Consider the following 21,246-nt stretch of genomic DNA (forward strand, 5'->3'; position numbering starts at 1 on the left):
ACTTGCCAGCCTCGATGACGAGATGGACGGCCACATCCGCAAATCACCGATCTGGCTGGTGCGCCGACAGTTGCTCACCTCCATGCCGGGCGTGGGCACCGTGACCGCACGCACGCTCCTGGCCGAGCTTCCAGAACTTGGGCAGCTTGACCGGCGTCAGATCACGGCGCTGGTCGGACTTGCGCCGTTCACGCGCCAGTCAGGCAAATGGCGCGGCAAAAGCTTCATTGGCGGCGGGCGAAGCGGGGTGCGAGCGAGCCTCTTCATGGCCGCCCTCAGCGCCGTCCGACACAACCCTCAACTCAAGGAATTTCGCGATCGGCTGGTCGCTGCCGGCAAGCCCAAACTCGTCGCGCTGGTAGCTGCCATGCGCAAACTCGTCACCATCCTCAACGCCATGCTCCGGGACAGCAAACCATGGAAAACAGCTTGACCCCCAACACAGTCGCTCCCCCCCACAGGCGGGGGAGGATCGGAGCGCCGAGCGCTACGTTCCCTTATCCTCCCCGCCTGCGGGGGAGGTGTCGCAAAGCGACGGAGGGGGCTGTTGACCCTTTACTCCGCCGGTTGCGCTGCGATGCGGTGAGCTTCTTCCAGTTCGCGCACGAGGCGCTTTTCTTCTTCGACTTTCGGGGTGACGAAGCGGCCGAGCAGAAGATAGACCACGGGTGTCAGGTAAAGGGTCGAGATGGTCGAGAGGCCAAGGCCGCCGACGATGACCCAGCCGAGCGAAACGCGTGCTTCTGCACCCGCTCCACTTGCCAGGACCAGCGGCAGGCCGCCGACGATCGTGCAGAGCATCGTCATCACGACCGGACGCAAGCGAATGTTCGACGCTTCCTCGATCGCATCGCGCACATTCATGCCGCGATCTCGCAGCTGATTGGCGAACTCGACGATGAGGATACCGTTCTTCGCCATGATGCCAACGAGAAGGACAAGACCGATCTGGCTGTAGACGTTGAGGCTGGTGCCCGTCAGGAGTAGCGCGAAGACGGCGCATGCGAGGCCAAGCGGTACGGTTGCCATGATGATGGCCGCCGACACGAAGCTCTCAAACTGCGCGGCGAGGACCAGAAGGATGATGACGATCGCAAAGCCGAACACGGTCGTCATGCTGCCCTGTGTCTCGCCCAGCGTCGCAGCCTCTGCCAGCGGAATGATACGGCTCCCGTCCGGGAGATGGGGTTCTGCGATGTCCAGAACCGCGTCATAGGCGGTGCCCAGGGCAACTTCCGGCGCAAGCGCGGTCGTGACGGCGACCGAGCGCATCTGCTGCTCGCGGGCGAGCGACGGGGCGACGGCTTGTTCGGTCAACGTTGCGATCGTCGACATCGGCACGAAACGACCATCTTGGGCGCGCAGGAAGATGTTTTCGAGATCAGTTGGATCGTTGATCGGGTTCGTTGTCGACAGGAGCTTCACGTCATAGGAGCGATCATCGATGAAGACCGAGCCGATTTCCCGCCCGTCGAGCATGGCCTGGATCGCGGCGTCGAGACCGTTGATCGGGATACCCATATCCGAAGCGCGTTCGCGGTTGATCTGAACAGAAAGCTGCGGCTGTGTCGTTTCCTGCGTCAGGCGAGGCTGCCGGAAGCGCGCATCATCTCTCAGATCTTCAACGATGTTTTGCGCAGCGCGTGTCAGGTCCGCATAATTATTGCCGACGATTGCAAATTGCAGGCCGCTCCCGGCTCCGCGAATGCCAAGGCTATTGGGCTGGAATGCAAAGGCGCGCACGGCCGGAAGGTTTTCCACGCGCTTGCTGATATCTGCGAGAATTTGCTGCTGGCTGCGCGTGCGCTCCTCCCAAGGAGCCAGGGTCATGACCATGAAGCCGGAATTCTGTCCGCCACTGCCGGCGATCGCAAAGGTCGAGGCAATCTCGCCAGAATCCCGCAATGGCTGGATAAGCGCTTCAATCTCCCGCATCTGCTGGGCAAAGTAGTCGAGCGAGACGCCCTGCGGTGCGCTGACGCGCAAGAAAGCGGACGAGCGATCTTCCTCTGGCGTCAATTCCGAACGGATGGTGGGGAACAGCGCAATTGCAAGGGCAGAGAACAGCACCGCGACGAGGATCACGATGGACGGTGCGTTCAGGGAAGCGCGCAGCGTCTTGCGGTAGAACGAGCCAAGCGCCCCGCCGATCTTCCCAATGATGCCGGTGTGAGAATGTTCGACATTCGCGCCGAGCATGCGGGAGGCCAGCATCGGGCACAGCGAGAGCGCGACCACGGCCGACAAGATCACCGAAACTGCAAGAACAAAGCCGAACTCGCGGAACAGGCCGCCAGTCTGCCCGGGCAGGAAGGAGAGCGGAACAAAGACCGCGACAAGAGTTGCGGTGGTCGCGACCACCGCGAAGAACACTTCTTGCGTGCCCAGAACCGCCGCTGCCCGTGGCCCAAGTCCTTCGTTGCGACGGCGCACGATGTTCTCGAGAACGACGATGGCGTCATCGACCACCAGACCAGCCGCCAGCACGAAGGCAAGCAGCGTCAGGATGTTCATCGAAAAGCCCGCCATCCAGACGAAGGCCACCGACCCGATCAGCGCGATGGGAAGCGCGAAGCTTGGGATCAGGGTCGCCCTTATATCCAGAAGGAAGAGGAAAATGATCAGCAGGACGACCGTGACCGAGATGCCAAGCGCAATCTCCACCTCGTGGATCGCGCCGTTGATGAAAACGGCTTCGTCGCCGGTGATGAAGATGTCGACGCCCTCGGGCAGGGTCGGCCGGATGCGTTCGACGGTTTCGTGAACGTCCGCCGATATCTGGAGCGTGTTTGACTGAGCCTGGCGGATGATGCCCATGCCAATGCCGGTGCGGCCGTTGGCACGCAGCTGCGATTCACCGATGTCCCCGCCAAGAGTCACCGTTGCGACGTCCCGCAGGCGCGTCTTGCCGTTGATGATGATATTCTCGAAATCATCCGGTGTGGTAACCGGTGCTGTCGCGCGAACGATCAGATCCTGGGTATTGCTCGTCAGCGACCCCGCTGGCGTGTCGAAGGAGATCGTGGCGAGCGCGTTGCGGATATCCGCGACCGTCAAACCAAGGCTTGCAAGGCGGGACTGGTCGATATCTACGCGAAAAATCTTGTCTCGACCGCCATAGACCTGCACGTCGGCGACGCCGTCAATCGACGAGAAGGAATCGACAATCTGGTCCTCGACGAGGATCGTCATGTCGTGGACGCTCATCGAGTTGGAGGTGATCGCAAGGCGGACGACGGCTTGGGAATCTGCGTCGGCTTTCACGACCCGCGGAATTTCGGCATCGTCAGGCAGGCGGTTCTGGACCTGGCTGACAGCGTCGCGCATGTCGGATGCAGCGGTGTCGAGATCGACGCCATCTTTGAATTCGACAGTGATCCGGCTGCGCCCGAAAGACGATGAAGAAGAGATCGCCTTAACGCCGGAAACCCGGGCAACCGCGCCTTCAATTTCCGCAGTGATCTCGCGGTCGATCGATTCAGCGGAAGCGCCGGTGTAGGTCGTGTTGACGGTGATGACTGGGCGGTCGACATCCGGCAGCTCGCGCACTTCAACAGCGTAAAGCGCGGCAAGTCCGGCAACTGCTATCAGCGTATTGAGGACGAACGCCAGAACAGGGCGGCGAACGAAAAGTGCGGTCATGCCGCCTTCAGCGGAGGTGATACGGTTCATATCCTGACCTCCAGCTTACGAATTGGTTGTAGAAAGTGCGGCCTGCGGCCGACTTTCCTGCGGGTCTCCAACGATGCGCACGGTCGCTCCCTCGCGAACCGAGTGTATTCCCTGCGTGACGACGCGCTCCGCCTCGCCAATATCGCCGGTGATCAGAACGTTTTCGGTGTTTCGCTGGACGATCTTGACGTTGACCCGCTTTGCCTTTCGCTCATCATCAAGAACCCAGATGAATGCTCCCTCGGTTCCCCACTGGATCGCAAGAGGGTCAACGGACGGGTAAGTATCGCCGGGAAAGCGCATGGAGACTTCGAAGGACATGCCTGCGGACAGCCTGTCCTCCTCGTTAGGCAGCCGCGCCTGAACGTGAAGCGTGCGGCTTTGCGGATCAACCTGATTGTCGAGTGCGGAAATGGTGCCCTCATAAGCCTCGCCAGCACGCGCCAGTGACGAGGCTGTCACCGACTGGCCGATAGAGATCATTCCGGCAAAACGCTCTGGCACCCAGAAGTCGACCACAAGCTGCGAGCGATCTTCAATGGTTGCGATGACGGTCTGTGTTGCGACGTAATTGCCAGCCGAGACCGGTAGAATTCCGACGGTGCCGGAAATCGGCGCGGTGATCGAGCGGCGGCGAAGTGTCACTTCTGCATCCTGCAGGGCGAGACGCGCATTGTTCACGTCCCGCTCGGCATCGGTAACCTGAACCGCCGTTGCTGTGTTTGATGATCGCAGCGAGCGCACCCGGTTAAGCCGTGCCTCGGCATCGTCAAGAGCGAGGCGAGCCCGCTCAACGGCAATTTCCTCAACCTCGCTGTCGAGCCTCGCGATCACGTCGCCAGCTTCTACCTGTGATCCGGACTGGACCAGAAATTCAGTGAGGCGGCCCGAAGAAAATGGCGTGACCGAAACTGAGTTCAGCGCCTTGCCGGTGCCAATGGCAACAAGACGGTCATTGATTGTCGAGGTTTCAATTTGCGATGCGATCACCAATGCTGGCTGGCCGAAGCCGCCTGCGGGACCGGGCGTGCCCGAGGGGGCGCTGGTTGCAACGGCTGGGTCAGGCACTATCCAGTCCAGCCCCCAACGCGCCAAAACTTCGTTTGAGCCCGGGAAAAACTTTACCCACAATCCTGCTGCAACGGCGAGAATGATCAGCGCTGATGCCAGTTGCTTCCAGAACGACATGCAATACTCCGGGCTTGGCTTGGTCCCAAACTGAAATTGGCGACCATCCGACGAGCGAATTTGGGCAACGCGGTGCGCCTTTTGCGTGCAGCGCATTACCCGCACGGAATGTTATGCCAACACTTCGACGCCAATGCATCCGAAAGTTCATTAAATATCGGTAAGTTGACCTCGCGCGGGATCAGCTGCCCCGAAGCTTTTCCATCTCGCGGATCCGGTGCGCACTCTCATCATCAAGCGCGCGCGTTAGTTCTGCAATCAACATCTCTGCAACGACAAACAGGGAGGCGCTAGAATCCCAGGCAGAAGGGACCGCAGTGCGGCCCGCAATCACATGCCTGGAAAAGCGGGTGATCGGCGAGAGCCACTGGTCCGTGAACAGGACGACCTGCGAGCCACGCTTGTGAGCGGCTTCGGCGAGGCGAAGGAGGCTATCCTGATATCTGCGAATATCGAAAATGATGACGACGTCGCTTTTGCCCATGTCGAGCAGGCGGTCGCGCCAATTGCTCTCCTGACCGGAAAGACGAAGCACCCCGGGTCTGATTATGGCCATATGCGCCGCCATGTAGGCGGCGATCGGATCGGTAAACCTTCCTCCGATTAGAAACACTTTCCCCTTCGTGTTGCTGAGGGTGCGCACAATTGCCGTGAGCTGCGCTTCGGAGAGATGGCGGTAGGTCTCGTGCAAGTTCTGGATCGCAGCCGAGAGGAAAGGCGGAGCCTTGGCGCCAAGGTTCGGCTGGGTTGCGCGCGACAAAGGCGATTGCAGCTGAGCTGCCAATTCATCCTGAAGCCTTGCCTGAAAGTCGGCATAGTTGTGAAATCCGAGCCGTGCTACGAAACGAAGAATAGTTGGGGGAGATACACCTGCCTGGGCAGAGAATTCGGCGACTGTCTTCAGGCCCGTGACGGGGTAATTGGCAATCAGAACCTGGGCAGCGCGGCGTTCACCAGCTGGCAGGCTGTCGATACGTTCGGCAATCAGTTCGGCGACGCCGATATTCATTGGAAAGGCTTTCGATAACCGGTTTGACAAAGTTGTTGGAAGTGTATGAAATCATCCAGAACAGCGCAATCTAGTCGATCTCGTAATATTCATTACAGATTTTCGAAGATGGCTGACGGTCGAAAAGTAGCCGGGCAGGCTCGGGCCGGAAAGGGAACACGCGGAGTAGATGATGACAGGCAATATTTCGTTCGACCAGTTGAAGCAGCTTGTTGGGGAAGATCGGGTCGATACGGTGCTGGTCGCCGGGGTGGACATGCAGGGCCGCCTCATCGGCAAGAGATTCTTGGCGAGGTTCTTCGTCGAGTCAGCATATGACGAGACGCACGCTTGTAGCTATCTGCTCGCCGACGACATCGATATGGAGCCTGTCCCGGGCTACAAGGCAGCAAGTTGGTCGAAGGGCTACGGCGATTTCGTGCTGAAGCCGGATCTGGGCACCATCCGCGTATTGCCATGGCTTGAAAAGACCGCGCTGATCCTCTGCGATATTCAGGACCACGAAAATCACGAGGATCTACCGCATTCGCCGCGTGGCATCCTGCGCCGGCAGATCGCTCGATTGCAGGAGCGCGGATACCTCGCTTATTTCGCGTCGGAGCTGGAATTTTACCTTCTGGACGAGAGCTTTGACTCTGCCCGTGCCAAGGGTTTCCGAAATCTCGCGACGGCATCTCCTTACATTGAGGATTACCTGATCGGCCTGACGACCAAGGAAGAGTATTTCATGCGCCGCCTGCGCAATGAAATGGACGCAGCGGGTATCCCGATCGAGAACTCCAAGGGTGAATGGGGTCCCGGCCAGGAAGAAATTAACGTTCGCTACGCCGAAGCGCTCGAGATGGCTGATCGCCACGTCGTTCTGAAAAACGGTGCCAAGGAAATTGCGCATGCCGAAGGCAAGGCGATCACCTTCATGGCCAAGTACAGCTACGATCTTGCGGGAAGCTCCAGCCACATCCACAACTCACTATGGAGCGCGGATGGCAAGACCCCCCTCTTCTTCGACAAGAACGCAAAGTGGACGCTGAGTGAGCTGGGCCAGCAATGGGCCGCAGGTCAGTTGAAGTATGCCAAGGACTACACCTGGTTCCTGGCGCCTTACATCAACTCGTACAAGCGCTTCCAGGCAGGAACTTTCGCGCCCACCAAGATCATGTGGAGCGAAGACAATCGTACCGCCGGGTTCCGCCTCTGCGGCATGGGGACAAAGGGTATTCGCATGGAGTGCCGCATCGGCGGGGCTGACATCAATCCCTATCTGGCATTCGCGGCGTTGATCGCCGCCGGCCTTGCTGGCATCGACGAGAAGCTGACGCTGGAGGAGCCTTTTGTGGGGGACGCCTATTCAGCAAGCGAATTGCCGGATGTGCCGCGAACCTTGCGCGATGCCATCGTCGCGTTGGATAATTCGAAGATGCTGCGCGAGACTTTTGGCGATGATGTGGTCGAGCACTATGTGCACACGGCGCGCTGGGAGCAGATGGAATACGATCGTCGCGTGACCGATTGGGAACTGCATCGCGGCTTCGAACGATACTAGAACTCCGACTTACTCACGAGGTATCCCATGACCGAGATGGTCAAACTCAAATCTCCGGTGGACGGCTCGATTTATATTGAGCGTGCGGTTGCCGAGGATGCGGCGATTGAATCGGCGGTCTCGCGCGCACGCGCTGCACAGGCTGAGTGGTCGCAGGTATCGATCGCCGAGCGCGGAAAATATTTGCTTTCGTTCCTTGAGGCTTTGCTGGCGATGAACGATGACATCGTTCCGGAAATCGCCTGGCAGATGGGCCGACCCGTCCGGTATGGCGGCGAAAAGGGCGGCGTCGAGGAACGAACGCGTTACATGGTGGAAATCGCCGAGAAGGCGCTGGCACCCTACATCCCCGACGATCGTCCCGGCTTCCGCCGCTATCTCAAGCGCGCTCCGCTCGGCATCGTCTTCACGATTGCCCCGTGGAACTACCCTTACCTGACGACCGTGAACTCGGTTGTGCCCGCGCTGATGGCGGGAAATGCAGTCATCCTGAAGCATGCAGCGCAGACGCTGCTGGTCGGCGAGCGTTTCCAGCAGGCCTTTGACAAGGCGGGGCTTCCGAAGGGTCTCTTCCAAAACCTCGTGATGAGCCACGGTCAGACGGAGAAGCTTCTCGCTTCAGGCAGGGTCGACCATTGCAACTTCACCGGATCGGTAGCTGGCGGCCGCGCGATTGAAAGGGCTGCGGCGGGGACGTTCACGTCACTCGGCCTCGAACTAGGCGGCAAGGATCCGGCCTATGTTCTGCCCGATGCGAAGCTTGATCATGCGATCGCCAATCTCGTTGACGGCGCCTTCTACAACACCGGCCAGTGCTGCTGCGGCATTGAGCGCGTCTATGTGCACGAGAAGGTTTATGACGAATTCGTTGAAGGGTTCGTCGCGGAAACGAAGAACTACGTTGTCGGCAATCCGCTCGACCCGTCGACCACGATGGGCCCGATGGCGCAGGCGCGCTTTGCCGATTTCATCCGCGAGCAAAAAGCTGAGGCGCTGCGCAAGGGTGCAACCGCGCATATCAATATGAAGGTCGAGAACGATGTCGCTGGCTCGCCCTACATTGCGCCGGAGGTCCTGACCAACGTTGATCACCAGATGAGCGTCATGCGCGAAGAATCCTTCGGCCCGATCGTCGGCATCATGAAGGTGCGAAACGATGAAGAAGCTCTCGCGCTGATGAATGACAGCCCCTACGGCCTGACCGCGTCTGTCTGGACGACGGATACCGACCACGCTGCCGCGCTGGGCGATCGCATCGAGACCGGCACCGTCTTCATGAACCGCTGTGACTACGTCGATCCGGGCCTCGTCTGGACGGGCGTCAAGGACACCGGCAAGGGCGGTGCAATGGGCGTTGTCGGTTACCAGAACCTGACGCGACCGAAGAGCTATCACTTGCGTGAAGCGATCTGAATTCAAATCTACAACGCAATTCCTGATGCGCCAGTCTCCGCCCGTCTCAGGAATTGCTCTGGAAAGGCTGACATGAGCAATCTCGTTTCCAAGTGGAATTATCCGACCACGGTTCGTTTCGGTGCAGGCCGCATCAAGGAACTGCCCGAAGTCTTGAAGGAAGTCGGCATCTCCAACCCGCTCTTCGTCACCGACCCTGGCCTGGCGAAACTTCCCGTCGTTTCTTCGACCCTGAAGCTTCTGGTTGAAGCCGGCGTGCCACATGGCGTGTTTTCGGATGTTAAGCCGAACCCGGTTGAGTCAAACCTTTACGACGGCATCGAGGTCTTCAAGAGCGGTCATCATGATGGCGTTATCGCCTTTGGTGGTGGCTCGGCGCTTGATCTTGGCAAACTAATTGCCTTCCAGGCGCATCAAAGCCGTCCGGTTTGGGATTTCGAAGATATCGGTGATTGGTACACCCGCGCTGACGCGTCGAAGATTGCGCCGATCATTGCCGTACCGACAACAGCGGGAACCGGGTCGGAAGTTGGCCGCGCCGGCGTCCTGACACATGAAGAGAGCCACACCAAGAAGGTGATCTTCCATCCGAAGATGCTGCCGGCAATCGTCATTGCTGATCCGGAGCTGACGGCCGGCATGCCGCCGTTCATCACCATCGGCACAGGTATGGATGCGCTGGCGCACTGTCTCGAAGCCTATTGCGCTCCCGGCTATCACCCGATGGCAGATGGGATTGCGCTTGAAGGCATCCGCCTTGTGTTCGAGAACCTTCCGAAGGCTGCAGCCAATGGCAACGACTTGGAAGCACGCGCGCACATGATGTCTGCGGCGGCAATGGGCGCCACTGCTTTCCAGAAGGGGCTTGGTGCGATCCATTCGCTCTCGCACCCGATTGGCGCGCTTTATGACACCCATCACGGCATGACGAATGCTGTCTTCATGCCCTACGTGCTGGCTTTCAATCGCTCGGCAATTGAAGACCGCATCAACCGTCTCGCCGCCTATCTAGGCATTGAGAACGGCTTTGACGGCTTTGCTGCTGCGATCCTGAAAATGCGCAAGGACCTGAATGTTCCGCACACGCTGCCGGAGTTCATCAAGGATTTCGCGCCGGATGATGCTCGCTTCGACCTGATGGCGGAGATGGCGATCGTTGATCCGACCGCAGGCGGAAATCCGGTGAAGCTGACGAAGGAAGCAGCGCTGGCACTATACAGGCAAGCCATGACTGGCGAGCTCTGAGAAGTTCTTCCATTCCGTGAAAAAAGGCGGGCGTACCTTTAGTGGTACGCCCGCCTTTTCTTTTGTTTCTGGATCAAGCTATCGAGGCCGAGGCCTGACTTGCGTTTTTCTTGGCGCGCTGGGTTAGCAGCCAGGAAATGCCGAACCCCACCGCAATGACGATGAGCGAAGTCAGCGGTCGGTACCAGAACCATGCGACGGCTATCGTCAATGTGCCGGTCATGATTCCGAAGATTATGGCGACGATGCCGCTCCCGAACCGCACGATGGAACCGAGTATGGGCACGATATCGGCGATAACGCCGAGCGGCCCCATTATCATTGCGAATCCGATGACCAGCATGAACACTGCGACCGCGCGAAGGATCCAGGTGAGCATCGCGTTTGACTGGGCTGCATCAGCGAACATGTCTGATGCGGATGCAATGCCATGGGTGACGAGCAGCAGTCGGTCGCCAGCGTTGGTCTGATAGTTGACGATGCCGGCGCCAGCCTGTTGGCCAATGACGCTCGCGGCACCGATCGGCACGATTTTGTAGCTGATGCGGTAGTCGCCTACCTGCGGATTGTGTGGATCGTCTCCGAGATAGATGTTGCCGTCGATGATGTGCACGCGGTGGGATCTGCCCACTACGTCCTGAATGGCCTCCGCGTTTTCGCGGCCCAGCCGAAGCGGTTCCTGATTGTCGATCATAGCGATCACGGTGCTGCTCAGCTGGAATTCACCAATCGACGCGTCTTCTACCGGGAAGTAGCCTCTCCTAAGTTCCATCGGAGGATTTTCGCGTCCGTCAGGATGCCTGAACTCGGATGATTCATGCTCCTGCTCCGACCAGCGCCTGGAGTAGGTGTAGGTTGTAACGGTGTCTTCGCTGCCGCCGAGGTTCTTCGTCGTCTCGCTTCTGCTTTCCTCTACCCATTGGTACATCTCGACCTGTCGCAGAAGTTGCAATGCGTTGACCATGATTCCGAAATCGGGGTCTGACGGCATGTCGTTCGTGGTCACCATTCCGGTCACATGGACAAGCGCATCCTCGTTCGCCGGATCGATCTGGCCAGCGCTGACGGAAACGACGATCCCCGCGCCTTCTTCCAGCGACCGGGCCGTGGTGACGGCCCTGCCTTCATTCCAGAACAACAGGATGATCATTGCGAGGATCAGGACGATGCCAACCAGCACGCCCACCACCGAGTTCTTGATGCGTCCGAACCACGATACGGACGTTACTTCCTGATAAGTCATAGCTCCCCCGACTGGTCGCAATGCGACCCGGCAATCTATAGACGAAGTTTCACGGGGAAGAAGGTCGTCGCAATAGGGGTCATTGAATTGTATACACCTCTGGCTATTCGCCGCTATCGTTGGATAGAGTGGCGAGAGTCAGCGGCAAGGCTGTACGCATCATAATGTAGGGGAAGGAGACTGTACTTGTCAGATACAATTTCGGCGGAATCAAAGGTTCGAGACCACCGCCTCATAGAGGGCAAGGCTGTTCAGGCGCGCATTCTCGCGGAAGTGGCAGAAGAAGTAGCGACCGCAAGCCCGCCTGTAGGTAAACTCGTATCGGTTTGCATCGGGCCAACGCCGGAAGTTGCGGTCTACGTGCGAAATCAGGCGAGGGCCGCCGCGAAGGTCGGCATCCCGTTCGATCAGCAGGTATGGCCAGCCGAGATCACGCAGGAGGAGTGCAAGAAGAGGATTCAGGCACTGAACGACAGCAAGGATGTTCTTGGCATAATCCTGCAGCGACCGGTTCCGGCTCACATCAATGTGCGTTCGCTCCAGTCAGCCATTCATCCTCTCAAGGACGTTGAGGGAATGAACCCGGCGTCGATCGGCAACATCGTCTATAGCGATATCGCCCTGGCGCCGTGCACGGCAGCCGCCTCGGTCGAGATGCTGCGCTCCACCGGGCTGGACCTGAAGGGTCTTGAGGTCGTGATGATTGGCCACTCCGAGATCGTCGGAAAGCCGGCGGCGCTGATGCTGACCGCGGAAGGCGCGACTGTTACGGTTTGTCATCACATGACGCGCTCGGTCGCTATGCATTCACGTCGTGCCGATGCAGTCGTCGTAGCGGTCGGCAAGGCGCATCTGATCGGCCCGGATATGATCAAGCCGGGTGCCGCTGTCATCGATATCGGTATCAACCAGATCACGGATGAGGATGGAACCGTGCGGATCGTCGGCGATGTCGACACCGATGCCGTTAAAGAGGTGGCAGGCTGGATAACGCCCGTCCCGGGAGGCGTTGGGCCGGTAACCGTTGCCATGTTGATGCGGAACTCGATGGTCGCCTACAGGCGCCAAAAAGACGCCGGCTGGATTTCCTGAATTCGAGAGATGCGGGCGACACGTCGTCGGACGAGTCGCTCTGCATCACGGTCTCTTTATTCTTCGTCGCGGCGGATCAGTTCGTAAAAGCTGTCGCGACGTCCAGGGACGTCTTCATTAACAAGAAGCGCCAGCTTGCCCTCGTCGAAGATCTTCATCCAGTCATCCCATTCCACGTGTTCATAGCCGCCAGCATTTTGCGGACGCTCTGCCATGTCCTGGTCCTGATAGGCGGCTTGATCGAAGACGATTCTCAGCATCGGCTGAATGCCTGATTCGACCGACGTGTCGACAACGACCGGGAAGCCCATGCGAGCCGCCGCCCAGTCACGGATCGATTCTTTGTCGGTGAGGATTGTCGTGGCCATGGCGTGCCCTCCATTGCAAGAGTGAACTCTGCGGCAAACGCGCCATGTGCAAGCATGTTCCTGCAATCGGCCGGTTAAGCGTATGCAGTTCAATTCAAGATGATTGAAAGATCTGGGTAGGGACGCATTCCGGGGTGGAATGGTGGGCGTGACAGGGATTGAACCTGTGACCCCTACGATGTCAACGTAGTGCTCTCCCGCTGAGCTACACGCCCATCCGTTCGCTGTCGTTCTCAAAAGTCAGAGATATCAACTGCTTGGGCGTCATCTAGTTCATTCGGTTCGGAAGCGCAAGCGCTAAGTTTGCTTTTCTCGCGGTAATCCAGTGTGACCCAGCTGTGACCAGAGTGTGACCAGCGTTGTGACCTAACGTCTTGTGCGGTGCCGAGTTTTCGGTTGCCTCAAAGCGATCACGCGCCGAGCTATCTCGGGGGATCGATCGGCCTCCAACCCAAGTGGCCAAGAGGGGGCGACATCGGCTTTACAAGGCTTGAGTTGCGTCGGTATCAGGACGCCGTGCTCGAGCTGAGCAAAGCCTTCGCGCTCGCGTCTGCCAGCGATGAAGCGAGAGCGATCATCGATGAGGTTGGTTTCTTCCAGACAGTGCGTGCTGCGCTGAGCAAGACAAGCGGCACGGGCAAGCTCTCGGACAGGGCGAAGTCGTTCGCCGTGGAGCAACTGCTGAACCGAGCGGTAGCGAATACCGAGATCGTCGACATCCTCAAGGCTGCCGGGATCCAGTCGCCGGACCTATCGATCCTGTCGGACGAGTTTTTGGCCGAAGTCCAGCAGATGGAACGCAAGAACCTTGCTCTGGAGGCCCTCAGGAAGCTGCTGAACGGCGAGATAGCCAGCCGGTCAAAGTCCAACGTCGTTGAGACGAAAGCCTTCTCAAAGAGGCTGGAAGAGGCTGTGGCGCGATATCATGCCAACGCCATTTCAACGGTCGAGATGATCCACGAGCTGATCCGTATGGCGCAGGACCTCAAGGCCTCGGTCGCTCGCGGCGACGAACTTGGGCTCTCCCAAGAAGAGCTCGCCTTCTATGACGCGTTGGCCGACAACCAAAGTGCAGTCGAAGCGATGGGCAGCGAGCAGCTCCGCGTGATTGCGCACGAGCTGGTTGAGCAGATGCGAGGCTCCGCGACTGTGGATTGGCACCATAAGGCCAGCGCACGAGCGAAGATGCGGGTCGTCGTCAAACGTATCCTCAAGCGCTACGGCTACCCACCAGATCTGGAGCAGGAAGCCGTGCAGACGGTCCTCGCTCAGGCCGAAGTGCTGCTTCGTGAGGTCGTAGGGAGCGACCACGGTGCGTAACCTGTACGTCGTAGGCGCTGCGTCTCACATCCTGACCACTACCTTGTGATCGTAACCCGTTTGCTCAGCACATCAGCTGCGAACTCTAGGTCTCGCGGTGCAACGTAAACGTATCGCATGGTCACCTGGATCGATCGATGTCCCATCCATTTCATTACTTGAGGTAGGGGAACACCGCCAGCGACCAAGCGTGTCGCGCAGGTGTGGCGCAGCATGTGGGGCACGAAGGCACGGTCGCGCTGGGCGCTGAAGTGTTCTCGCAGCTGTTCCCAGTGATAGCGTAACCGATTGATGGGAACCACTGCCAGCGGATGCTCCAGATCGCTCATACTACAGAGCTTCTCCCAAGCCTCTCGCGCTTGCGGGACCAGTGGGATTTGTCGGGATTTTCCATTTTTTGTGGTGTCGCCTTCAAAGTTGATCCAACCGTCGACCACCGATGACCTCTTGAGAAGGTAAGCCTCGCCTTTCCTGGCTCCGGTGTACAAGAGAAACCGGAGGACCTCTCGAGACGCAATAAATCCGGACTGCTCGAGAAATTCAAAAGCCTGTCGTTCATCGCTTTCAGACCAGACGCGCTCAAGCTGATTGTTAACCCTGCGGCGCTGGATGTGCGGTAGATCGCGGATTGTACCCTTGCGTTTGGCGTACTTGAGAAGTTTCGAGAGTACGGCCAGCCGATTGTTGATTGTACTGGGCGCGAGGCCTTCGCTGAGCCATTGTTCAATGGCGTAATCGACCGCGCGTGTGTCGATTAGCTTTACGCTGGTGGTCGCGCCGAACATACGGAAAATGACAGCCAGTCGCCCACGGATGAATTTCGTGTCCCTGTTCTCCCCCCAGATCGCATCGAAATGACGTTGAGCGATGTACTCCAGCGATACGGAGTATTTTGTGCGCTGTGGCCTCGCTCGTGAGCCGAGACGGCGGGACATTATAAAATCGCCGAGTAGCGGGAATTTCTCGAACTCGACGGCTTCATCCTCGGTCTTAAACGATCGTCGGACACGCTTTCCGTTAATGGTTACGTCTGCTTGCCAACGGTCACCCCGTCGTCTTGCCATGAGCTGTCTCCTGCACAGATGCCGGTGCGAGGGTTCAGGATATCAAGATTTCCCAGAAATAAATATTAAATATCAATGCGTTACTGGAGATTCTCCGATACCGGCGACATTTTTTGCAAAACCTCTGGATGCGGTTCCTTCGATGTGAGTGTTCTAAAACCCCCCCTGTGCCCCCTAGGCGGTTCGTCAGCGCTTCTCCTACACCGTGGACTTATCCGCGCGTCTCAATAGACCCTGCCCATGTGACTCTCGCTGGCTTCCGGGAAAATAGTGCCACACGAATGGTATTGACATTCTGGCACTCGGTGTCTCACTAAGTCTTAGATCTATGTGAGTTGGAGAGTGCAGTTGCCTAGCGCGGTGGTTGGATATGCCCGGACGTCGACTGTGGAGCAGGTTGCCGGACTGGAGAAGCAGTTGAGGGACTTGACGGCGGCTGGCTGTCAAAAGGTCTTCAGCGAGCAGGTCTCGTCTGTTGCTACTCGTCGTAGAGAATTGGAACGCGCCCTGGAGTACGTCAGGGAGGGAGACACTCTCGTTGTTACACGCCTGGACCGGCTTGCCCGATCCATGACGCATCTGCTGCAGATCACCGGAACCCTCTCGCAGAAAGGGGTAGCACTACGCGTCCTTGCACTGAACTTGGATACTGCGACGCCCACTGGCAAACTGATGCTCAACCTAATGGGCTCGATCGCTGAATTCGAACGCGAACTGATGTTGGAGCGGCAGCGCGAAGGTATCGCTAAAGCGAAGGCAGATGGAAAGTACAAGGGTAGAGCACCCACGGCGCGACGGAGGGCAGCTGAAGTCCGACGCTTGAGGTCAGAAGGTGGCACCGCTGACGCGATAGCAGCCCAGTTGGGCATAAGCAGATCCAGTGTCTTTAGGATCCTGAAAGAATCGAATTAGCTCGTCACCGAGCAGACGCGAAAGCTCGCGTGTGCTGGATATTGCACCGTGCCCGACTGATTACACTCGCTGAGGCGAAGTCGCTCATAGCGGACATCTCCCGCTCGCAGATGCTAAGTGTGGTTGAGGCACTCTCAAATCGGGGCGTGAAGCGTAGCTTTGACAAGTTCTGCACCGTTCGGAAGAACTCTCGGTGCCTACCCGCTACCTAGGCTTTGACCAGCGTGACCTGCGGCGTGATGTAATTTCTGCCTCATACAGAGATATCGCTTAGCTCGTACGCCTTCGATCAGGCCACGATGCGGTATCGCGCAGCCGGTCTTCAAGTCGGCTTTCCAGAACTCAATCTCAGTGAGGAAATATGGTCACGCGTAATATCGTGGAGCCAAACGACTTCGTGCGCGAAATGGATGCGCATTGGTCAGTCAATCTCGGCAATGCAACAAGTCCGGCGCTTCGTGAGCTGTGGCGCATCGTTGCCAACACCTTCAACAAAGCGATCCTTAACCAGGATAACAAGTGGCGAGTACTCGAACCAGCTACGGGGACAGGGAAAACACAAAGCATCGTCGTCTATTCCGCACAGATGGCTACGCTAAACGCTAGCAGCGACAGGCTGGCTCGAACCGGCATTCTGGTGGTTGTGCGAACGATCAAGCAAGCGGATGAACTGGTCGCTGCGATCAACGCGCGTGTCGGGAAATCTGTGTCCGTCGCACGGCACAGCGAAAATCGCACCAATACGAATGACTGCCAGCTGGCGGATGTCCTCGTCATCACTCACTCGGCGTATCAGTCGGCAATTAGCGGCGTCTACCGAGGTTCGAGCGAGCGATGGTTTGAGTATGTCGATTGGTTGGGTGGCAAGCGTTGCCTGACGATCATCGATGAGGCTTTGGGCAACATCGTCGAGCATCACGAGGTGAATGCCCAGGACATTCGTAAGGTTTTGGCTGTTTGCGACAAGGAGCTTCGTCAACGCCATATGACGCAAATCAATGCGCTCGAGCGACTGGTGACGACGCTCGATTACATGGAGTTCGCCGGTCGGGCAAAGGAAGGAATGCTCTGGAAGGAGCGTCCCGCGGATGAAGAGATATATTGGCCGCGTAGTATGTCGATGGGGAGTTTGATCGAGGAGATCCGACGTCTGCCACTCGACCTCGACATCTTGCATAGGTCAGATCCACGCGAGCGGCTGTGCTTGTGTGAGCAGTTCGTTAACACACTGCAGTCCTGCGACCGCATCCTTTGTGGTTGGGCATATTACAGACGGTCTGGTGACTGGCGGACGCTGAATCACGCAGAACTGTTGATCCCCGTGGATCTCCCCGGGCCAGTGGTGCTGGATGCAACCGCTTCGCAGAACATGCTTTGGGAGCTACTTGGTGACCTTGTCGAACGTCCAGTCTTCCCGTCAAGGGCAAGGTCGTACAGAAATGTCCGACTACACGTGGCCTACGCCCGTGGACTAGGTAAGGAGAGTATGGAGAAGAAGGGTAAGGAGCGATTGCCGCGGCTCTTCGCCCATCTCGAGCGTTCCTGTACCTCCTTGTCAGTGCTCCTTTGCGCTCATAAGCATCTCGAGCCGTTCGCGAGGACGTTAGCACCTTCATTTCACCGGTACGACGTGGCGCATTGGGGGGCGATAGACGGGAAGAACGACTGGCAGGATTACGACACTGTTGTCATCTTCGGCCTCCCTTACCACGGTGACGTGTGGGCCTTCCGAACGTTCATGGCGCTCCAAGGACCACCGGAGGATGACTCGTGGTTCGAGTCTCCGACTTGGCGACAGTATCAGCACATCCAAAAGTCGTTGGATCGAAAGCAGGTGACGGTGTCGTTGATCCAAGCGGTCAATCGAATTCGCTGCCGGAGGGTGTTGAACCAAGAAGGAGACTGCCCAACTTCGGACATCTATCTTCTCTTGCCGGAAGGACGGGAAGGCTTGGATATGCTTGAGGATATCAGGCTTGAGATGCCCGATATCTCGGTCGTCGGCTGGGACTTCGTACTTGATGGAGCGGAGGGGGTCGTTCGTCGCCATGAAGGTTATGAGCCGCTGATACGCTTCATGCAGGACCAGCAGCCCGGCTCTTACGCTATGTCTCAAATTCGGGACGCCCTAGGGTGGACAAGCAACAAGATGAAGGAGGTTGGGCGTGTACTGCGTGATTGCGACCACCATGTTACGCGTAAGCTGGCAGCCCTCGGAGTGGTTGTGAGCACCAATCACGGACGTGGACGAGGCGCTCAGACCTGTCTGGTCAAGGTCTAGAGATCGCGAATGGTGGGTAACTCCTATACCAGAGAGGAGACGCCCACCAAACAATCAGGGATCGGCGACTGTGGGAGAACTGGGGCGTGCCTCAGCTCCCACATTTGTCGGTCATCTGGTTTGCGACAGCTTCTCAGCCAGTCTCGCTTGGCTGGCATGTGCGTATCTGAAGAGCATCCTCATGTCTCTATGGCCACTGATCGACGCTACTTCGGGGGTGGTCAGACCCAGTTCGAAGAACCGAGAAATCGCTTCGTGTCTTAGATCATGGAAGTTGAGGTCATCGATGCCAGCTCTCGTCGTCAGGCGGTCCCACGCTAGCCGAAGCGCGATGGGAGACATCGGGAACACCTGCTGTCGTACCCCTCCGTCTACCAAGAGGCGGACCTCGTCGAGAACCGCGATGGCCCTGGTGGTCAATGGGATAGTCCTCGAATAGCCGTTTTTCGACTCGTGGATGGTCAGGGCGGATCTGGGGAGATCGATGTCTTGCCAGCGCAGCGCCAAGATTTCTCCGCGTCTCATTGCTGTTTCCAGCGCGAAGACGATGCAGGGCATGACGAGAGGGTTACGGGTACGCGCTGCTGCACTCTGGAGAGCCTCCAGTTCCCCGTCGCGAAGCCGACGCGTTCGCTTGTTATCTCGGACTTTGAGGCTGAGGGTCGTCAAGGGGTTTGAAGGTAGCGGAAGACCCCACTCGTTCCTCGCGACCTCGAACATGTTGCTAACGGGAGATAGCTGTCGCTTCAGTGATTTCGCCGAGATCGTCTTGAGGCGCTCGTCGCGATACTCCGCAAAGTCGGTTGTGTTGATCTCTGCAAGGCTCTTTCGGCAAATGCGGTGTCGGCGGAACGCTCGCAGTATGATGCGCTCGATATCGGCTCCCTTCTTACGCGGAAGTACCTCTGCGATGTAGCGATCGATGACGGAGCCTAGGGATACACTAGCGAGTTCCTTCCGCGACGGAGCGAGTTCCTGTCGGTCGGCCTTCGTTTCCATCAGGCGAGCCCACTCTTTCGCGTCGGCGAGTTTGTGGAACGTTCGCGAGACGGAGGGGAAGCCCTGACGTCTGATCTGAACTTGATATTTGTCTCGGTGTTTTCGGATTGTCGCCATGAGAAAATCTTCGCTGTGACCAGTGTGTGACCAGCAGCTGAATCTCTCGATTTTTCCGGCGAACTCTCAAGCGATAAAACGATTTCGTTTCAAAGGCTTGAAGGATGGTGGGCGTGACAGGGATTGAACCTGTGACCCCTACGATGTCAACGTAGTGCTCTCCCGCTGAGCTACACGCCCATCCGACGAGGCGCATACACCACAGGTGGACGCCGTCGTCAATAGTGGAAATCGCTTGAAGTGCTCTCCTCGAACTCAGGCCGCGTGCAGCATCTTGTCCACCTCGGTGACAAGCTCACGCAGGTGGAAAGGCTTCGAGAGAACCTTCGCGTCGCGCGGAGCCTTCGAATCCGGGTTCAGCGCAACCGCCGCGAAGCCGGTGATGAACATCACCTTCAGATCAGGGTCGATTTCCGTCGCGCGGCGGGCAAGTTCAATCCCGTCCATCTCAGGCATCACGATGTCGGTCAGCAGCAGCGAGAATGGCTCCTCGCGCAGTCGCTCATACGCGCTCGCGCCATTGTCGAAGTCGATGACATCGTGGCCCGCTCGTTCCAGTGCCTTCACCAGGAAGCGCCGCATATCCTCGTCGTCTTCCGCGAGCAAAATTCTTGCCATGTAGCCCGTCCGAATCAGTCAGTCCCCGTTCAGCGTCTGCCGAACACCAGATCAAAGGCGTATATGAGGCCGCTTCTGTAAAGATCAAGTGAATGTCCAGGCTGGGGTGCGACGCGTCGGAATCTGGACAAAAACGGTTGCGAATGGCACGGTTTAGGCTCGTTTCAGAACCAGGTTATTCTCGGCAACATGAACGCGACGACCGATTTCGGCATGATCCCCCCCTTTGAGGTGTTGGCACCTGCCGAACAGCGTGTTCCGTTCGTGTTCAACTCCCCCCACAGCGGACGATATTATCCGCCGCGCTTTCTCGCCATGAGCAAATTGGATCCCATGGCGATACGGCGTTCAGAAGATTGCTTCGTTGACCAGCTTTTCGCGGGTGTTGTGAGCCTTGGGGCGCCGCTGCTGGCAGCGAACTTTCCGCGTGCCTGGCTCGACGCCAATCGGGAGCCCTGGGAACTCGACCCCCGGATGTTCCATGAGACACTGCCAGGTCACGCCAATACACGCTCGGCAAGGGTGGTCGGTGGGCTTGGCACGATCCCCCGGCTGGTAGGGGAGGGGCAGGACATTTATTCGGGGAAGATGCCGCTCGCGGAGGCAATCGGACGCATCGAGAGCGTCTACAAGCCCTACCATACCCAGCTGAAGCAGTTGCTGGCTTCCACGCATGCGCGGTTCGGCTTCGCCGTGCTCATCGATTGCCATTCGATGCCTGCCAGTGTGCGCGTGCCTGATGGGGGTATCCGGCCAGACTTTATCGTTGGGGACAGGTTTGGGGTTGCCTGTGCCCCGGCACTCACCCATGCGGCAATCGAGATTTTGTCAGGCATGGGCTACCGCGTTGCGCATAACAAGCCATATGCGGGCGGGTTCATCACCGAGCATTACGGACGCCCGGCCAAGGGCCTTCATGCGCTTCAGATTGAGATCAATCGCGGCCTCTACATGAACGAGATCGCCTTCGAGCGCACGGCCGGCTTTGACCAGTTGGTGAGGAACCTCAACCGCTTCAGCGCGGATATCATGTCCGTTCCGGATCATGAACTTTACGGATTGCCACTCGCGGCCGAATAGTTCCGCCACCAGCTGCCCAGCTTCTAAAAAAAGGACCGCATTGCTTTTGCAACGCGGCCTAAGTCTAGGGAGGAAACGCCCA

17 protein-coding genes and 2 tRNA genes are annotated in these 21,246 nt (G+C 58.1%); 9 read left to right on the forward strand and 10 right to left on the reverse strand.

Annotation, left to right across the window (positions count from 1 at the left end; genetic code table 11):
- Nucleotides 1-433, forward strand: a 433-nt coding sequence (locus tag IOD40_RS03145) for a transposase (protein WP_233713825.1), incomplete at its 5' end; no start/stop codon positions are given.
- 122 nt (nucleotides 434-555) lie between these two features.
- Here IOD40_RS03145 and IOD40_RS03150 read toward each other — a convergent pair.
- From IOD40_RS03150 to IOD40_RS03160, 3 genes are all read right to left on the reverse strand, one after another.
- Nucleotides 556-3,672 (reverse strand): efflux RND transporter permease subunit, encoded by a 3,117-nt coding sequence (locus IOD40_RS03150; protein ID WP_198474276.1) that lies wholly within the window; start codon nucleotides 3,670-3,672, stop codon nucleotides 556-558.
- Between the two features lie 15 nt (nucleotides 3,673-3,687).
- Entirely contained in the window at nucleotides 3,688-4,860 is a 1,173-nt protein-coding gene (locus IOD40_RS03155) for an efflux RND transporter periplasmic adaptor subunit (RefSeq protein ID WP_198474279.1), read from the reverse strand.
- A gap of 181 nt (nucleotides 4,861-5,041) precedes the next feature.
- The gene (locus IOD40_RS03160; protein WP_198474280.1) at nucleotides 5,042-5,869 is read right to left on the reverse strand and encodes a MurR/RpiR family transcriptional regulator; all 828 of its coding nucleotides are present in this window, start codon (nucleotides 5,867-5,869) and stop codon (nucleotides 5,042-5,044) included.
- A gap of 172 nt (nucleotides 5,870-6,041) precedes the next feature.
- On the opposite strand from IOD40_RS03160, the gene IOD40_RS03165 reads away from it, so the two are divergent.
- From IOD40_RS03165 to IOD40_RS03175, 3 genes are all read left to right on the forward strand, one after another.
- Complete coding sequence (locus tag IOD40_RS03165) at nucleotides 6,042-7,412, forward strand: glutamine synthetase family protein (protein ID WP_198474282.1); 1,371 nt, start codon at nucleotides 6,042-6,044, stop codon at nucleotides 7,410-7,412.
- Between the two features lie 27 nt (nucleotides 7,413-7,439).
- Nucleotides 7,440-8,825, forward strand: a complete 1,386-nt coding sequence (locus IOD40_RS03170; RefSeq protein WP_198474284.1) for an aldehyde dehydrogenase family protein — start codon at nucleotides 7,440-7,442, stop codon at nucleotides 8,823-8,825.
- A 72-nt stretch (nucleotides 8,826-8,897) separates the two neighbouring features.
- On the forward strand, nucleotides 8,898-10,070 hold the full coding sequence (locus tag IOD40_RS03175; RefSeq protein ID WP_198474286.1) for an iron-containing alcohol dehydrogenase: 1,173 nt from the start codon (nucleotides 8,898-8,900) through the stop codon (nucleotides 10,068-10,070).
- A 73-nt stretch (nucleotides 10,071-10,143) separates the two neighbouring features.
- On the opposite strand, the gene IOD40_RS03180 is transcribed toward IOD40_RS03175, so the two are convergent.
- Complete coding sequence (locus IOD40_RS03180) at nucleotides 10,144-11,313, reverse strand: TMEM43 family protein (protein ID WP_198474288.1); 1,170 nt, start codon at nucleotides 11,311-11,313, stop codon at nucleotides 10,144-10,146.
- A 186-nt stretch (nucleotides 11,314-11,499) separates the two neighbouring features.
- On the opposite strand from IOD40_RS03180, the gene IOD40_RS03185 reads away from it, so the two are divergent.
- Nucleotides 11,500-12,405: a bifunctional 5,10-methylenetetrahydrofolate dehydrogenase/5,10-methenyltetrahydrofolate cyclohydrolase gene (locus IOD40_RS03185; RefSeq protein ID WP_210336785.1), complete on the forward strand. Its 906-nt coding sequence runs from the start codon at nucleotides 11,500-11,502 to the stop codon at nucleotides 12,403-12,405.
- Between the two features lie 56 nt (nucleotides 12,406-12,461).
- On the opposite strand, the gene IOD40_RS03190 is transcribed toward IOD40_RS03185, so the two are convergent.
- Nucleotides 12,462-12,773 carry a hypothetical protein gene (locus IOD40_RS03190; RefSeq protein WP_198474290.1) on the reverse strand — a complete coding sequence of 104 codons (312 nt, stop codon included), beginning with the start codon at nucleotides 12,771-12,773 and terminating at the stop codon, nucleotides 12,462-12,464.
- A 140-nt stretch (nucleotides 12,774-12,913) separates the two neighbouring features.
- Nucleotides 12,914-12,988 (reverse strand) — tRNA-Val (locus tag IOD40_RS03195).
- A gap of 166 nt (nucleotides 12,989-13,154) precedes the next feature.
- Between IOD40_RS03195 and IOD40_RS03200 the strand changes: the two genes are divergently transcribed.
- The gene (locus IOD40_RS03200) at nucleotides 13,155-14,093 is read left to right on the forward strand and encodes a DUF3387 domain-containing protein (protein ID WP_407649061.1); all 939 of its coding nucleotides are present in this window, start codon (nucleotides 13,155-13,157) and stop codon (nucleotides 14,091-14,093) included.
- Nucleotides 14,094-14,131: 38 nt separating this feature from the next.
- On the opposite strand, the gene IOD40_RS03205 is transcribed toward IOD40_RS03200, so the two are convergent.
- Nucleotides 14,132-15,157 carry a tyrosine-type recombinase/integrase gene (locus IOD40_RS03205; RefSeq protein WP_198474292.1) on the reverse strand — a complete coding sequence of 342 codons (1,026 nt, stop codon included), beginning with the start codon at nucleotides 15,155-15,157 and terminating at the stop codon, nucleotides 14,132-14,134.
- Between the two features lie 348 nt (nucleotides 15,158-15,505).
- On the opposite strand from IOD40_RS03205, the gene IOD40_RS03210 reads away from it, so the two are divergent.
- Together IOD40_RS03210 and IOD40_RS03215 are read left to right on the forward strand one after the other, a co-directional pair.
- Complete coding sequence (locus tag IOD40_RS03210; protein ID WP_198474294.1) at nucleotides 15,506-16,069, forward strand: recombinase family protein; 564 nt, start codon at nucleotides 15,506-15,508, stop codon at nucleotides 16,067-16,069.
- A gap of 397 nt (nucleotides 16,070-16,466) precedes the next feature.
- A complete protein-coding gene (locus IOD40_RS03215) occupies nucleotides 16,467-18,350 on the forward strand; it encodes a hypothetical protein (protein ID WP_198474296.1) in 1,884 nt (627 codons plus the stop codon).
- A 111-nt stretch (nucleotides 18,351-18,461) separates the two neighbouring features.
- Here IOD40_RS03215 and IOD40_RS03220 read toward each other — a convergent pair whose 3' ends face one another.
- From IOD40_RS03220 to cpdR, 3 genes are all read right to left on the reverse strand, one after another.
- Nucleotides 18,462-19,466: a site-specific integrase gene (locus tag IOD40_RS03220; protein ID WP_198474298.1), complete on the reverse strand. Its 1,005-nt coding sequence runs from the start codon at nucleotides 19,464-19,466 to the stop codon at nucleotides 18,462-18,464.
- Between the two features lie 105 nt (nucleotides 19,467-19,571).
- Nucleotides 19,572-19,646 (reverse strand) — tRNA-Val (locus tag IOD40_RS03225).
- Between the two features lie 75 nt (nucleotides 19,647-19,721).
- The gene (gene cpdR, locus IOD40_RS03230) at nucleotides 19,722-20,084 is read right to left on the reverse strand and encodes a cell cycle two-component system response regulator CpdR (RefSeq protein ID WP_198474300.1); all 363 of its coding nucleotides are present in this window, start codon (nucleotides 20,082-20,084) and stop codon (nucleotides 19,722-19,724) included.
- A gap of 189 nt (nucleotides 20,085-20,273) precedes the next feature.
- Here cpdR and IOD40_RS03235 point away from each other — a divergent pair, with 189 nt between their 5' ends.
- Nucleotides 20,274-21,164: an N-formylglutamate amidohydrolase gene (locus IOD40_RS03235; RefSeq protein WP_198474302.1), complete on the forward strand. Its 891-nt coding sequence runs from the start codon at nucleotides 20,274-20,276 to the stop codon at nucleotides 21,162-21,164.
- Nucleotides 21,165-21,246: the final 82 nt, after the last annotated feature.

It is taken from the genome of Aquamicrobium zhengzhouense (assembly GCF_016124105.1).
Classification (GTDB): Bacteria; Pseudomonadota; Alphaproteobacteria; order Rhizobiales; family Rhizobiaceae; genus Aerobium; species Aerobium zhengzhouense.

Excerpts from the sequence above, each read along its gene's own strand:
- cpdR (WP_198474300.1), bottom strand. The coding sequence starts at position 20,084 with ATGGCAAGAATTTTGCTCGCGGAAGACGACGAGGATATGCGGCGCTTC.
- IOD40_RS03180 (WP_198474288.1), bottom strand. The coding sequence starts at position 11,313 with ATGACTTATCAGGAAGTAACGTCCGTATCGTGGTTCGGACGCATCAAG.
- IOD40_RS03150 (WP_198474276.1), bottom strand. The coding sequence starts at position 3,672 with ATGAACCGTATCACCTCCGCTGAAGGCGGCATGACCGCACTTTTCGTT.
- IOD40_RS03235 (WP_198474302.1), top strand. The coding sequence starts at position 20,274 with ATGAACGCGACGACCGATTTCGGCATGATCCCCCCCTTTGAGGTGTTG.
- IOD40_RS03155 (WP_198474279.1), bottom strand. The coding sequence starts at position 4,860 with ATGTCGTTCTGGAAGCAACTGGCATCAGCGCTGATCATTCTCGCCGTT.
- IOD40_RS03220 (WP_198474298.1), bottom strand. The coding sequence starts at position 19,466 with ATGGCGACAATCCGAAAACACCGAGACAAATATCAAGTTCAGATCAGA.
- IOD40_RS03205 (WP_198474292.1), bottom strand. The coding sequence starts at position 15,157 with ATGGCAAGACGACGGGGTGACCGTTGGCAAGCAGACGTAACCATTAAC.
- IOD40_RS03175 (WP_198474286.1), top strand. The coding sequence starts at position 8,898 with ATGAGCAATCTCGTTTCCAAGTGGAATTATCCGACCACGGTTCGTTTC.
- IOD40_RS03160 (WP_198474280.1), bottom strand. The coding sequence starts at position 5,869 with ATGAATATCGGCGTCGCCGAACTGATTGCCGAACGTATCGACAGCCTG.
- IOD40_RS03190 (WP_198474290.1), bottom strand. The coding sequence starts at position 12,773 with ATGGCCACGACAATCCTCACCGACAAAGAATCGATCCGTGACTGGGCG.
- IOD40_RS03170 (WP_198474284.1), top strand. The coding sequence starts at position 7,440 with ATGACCGAGATGGTCAAACTCAAATCTCCGGTGGACGGCTCGATTTAT.
- IOD40_RS03165 (WP_198474282.1), top strand. The coding sequence starts at position 6,042 with ATGACAGGCAATATTTCGTTCGACCAGTTGAAGCAGCTTGTTGGGGAA.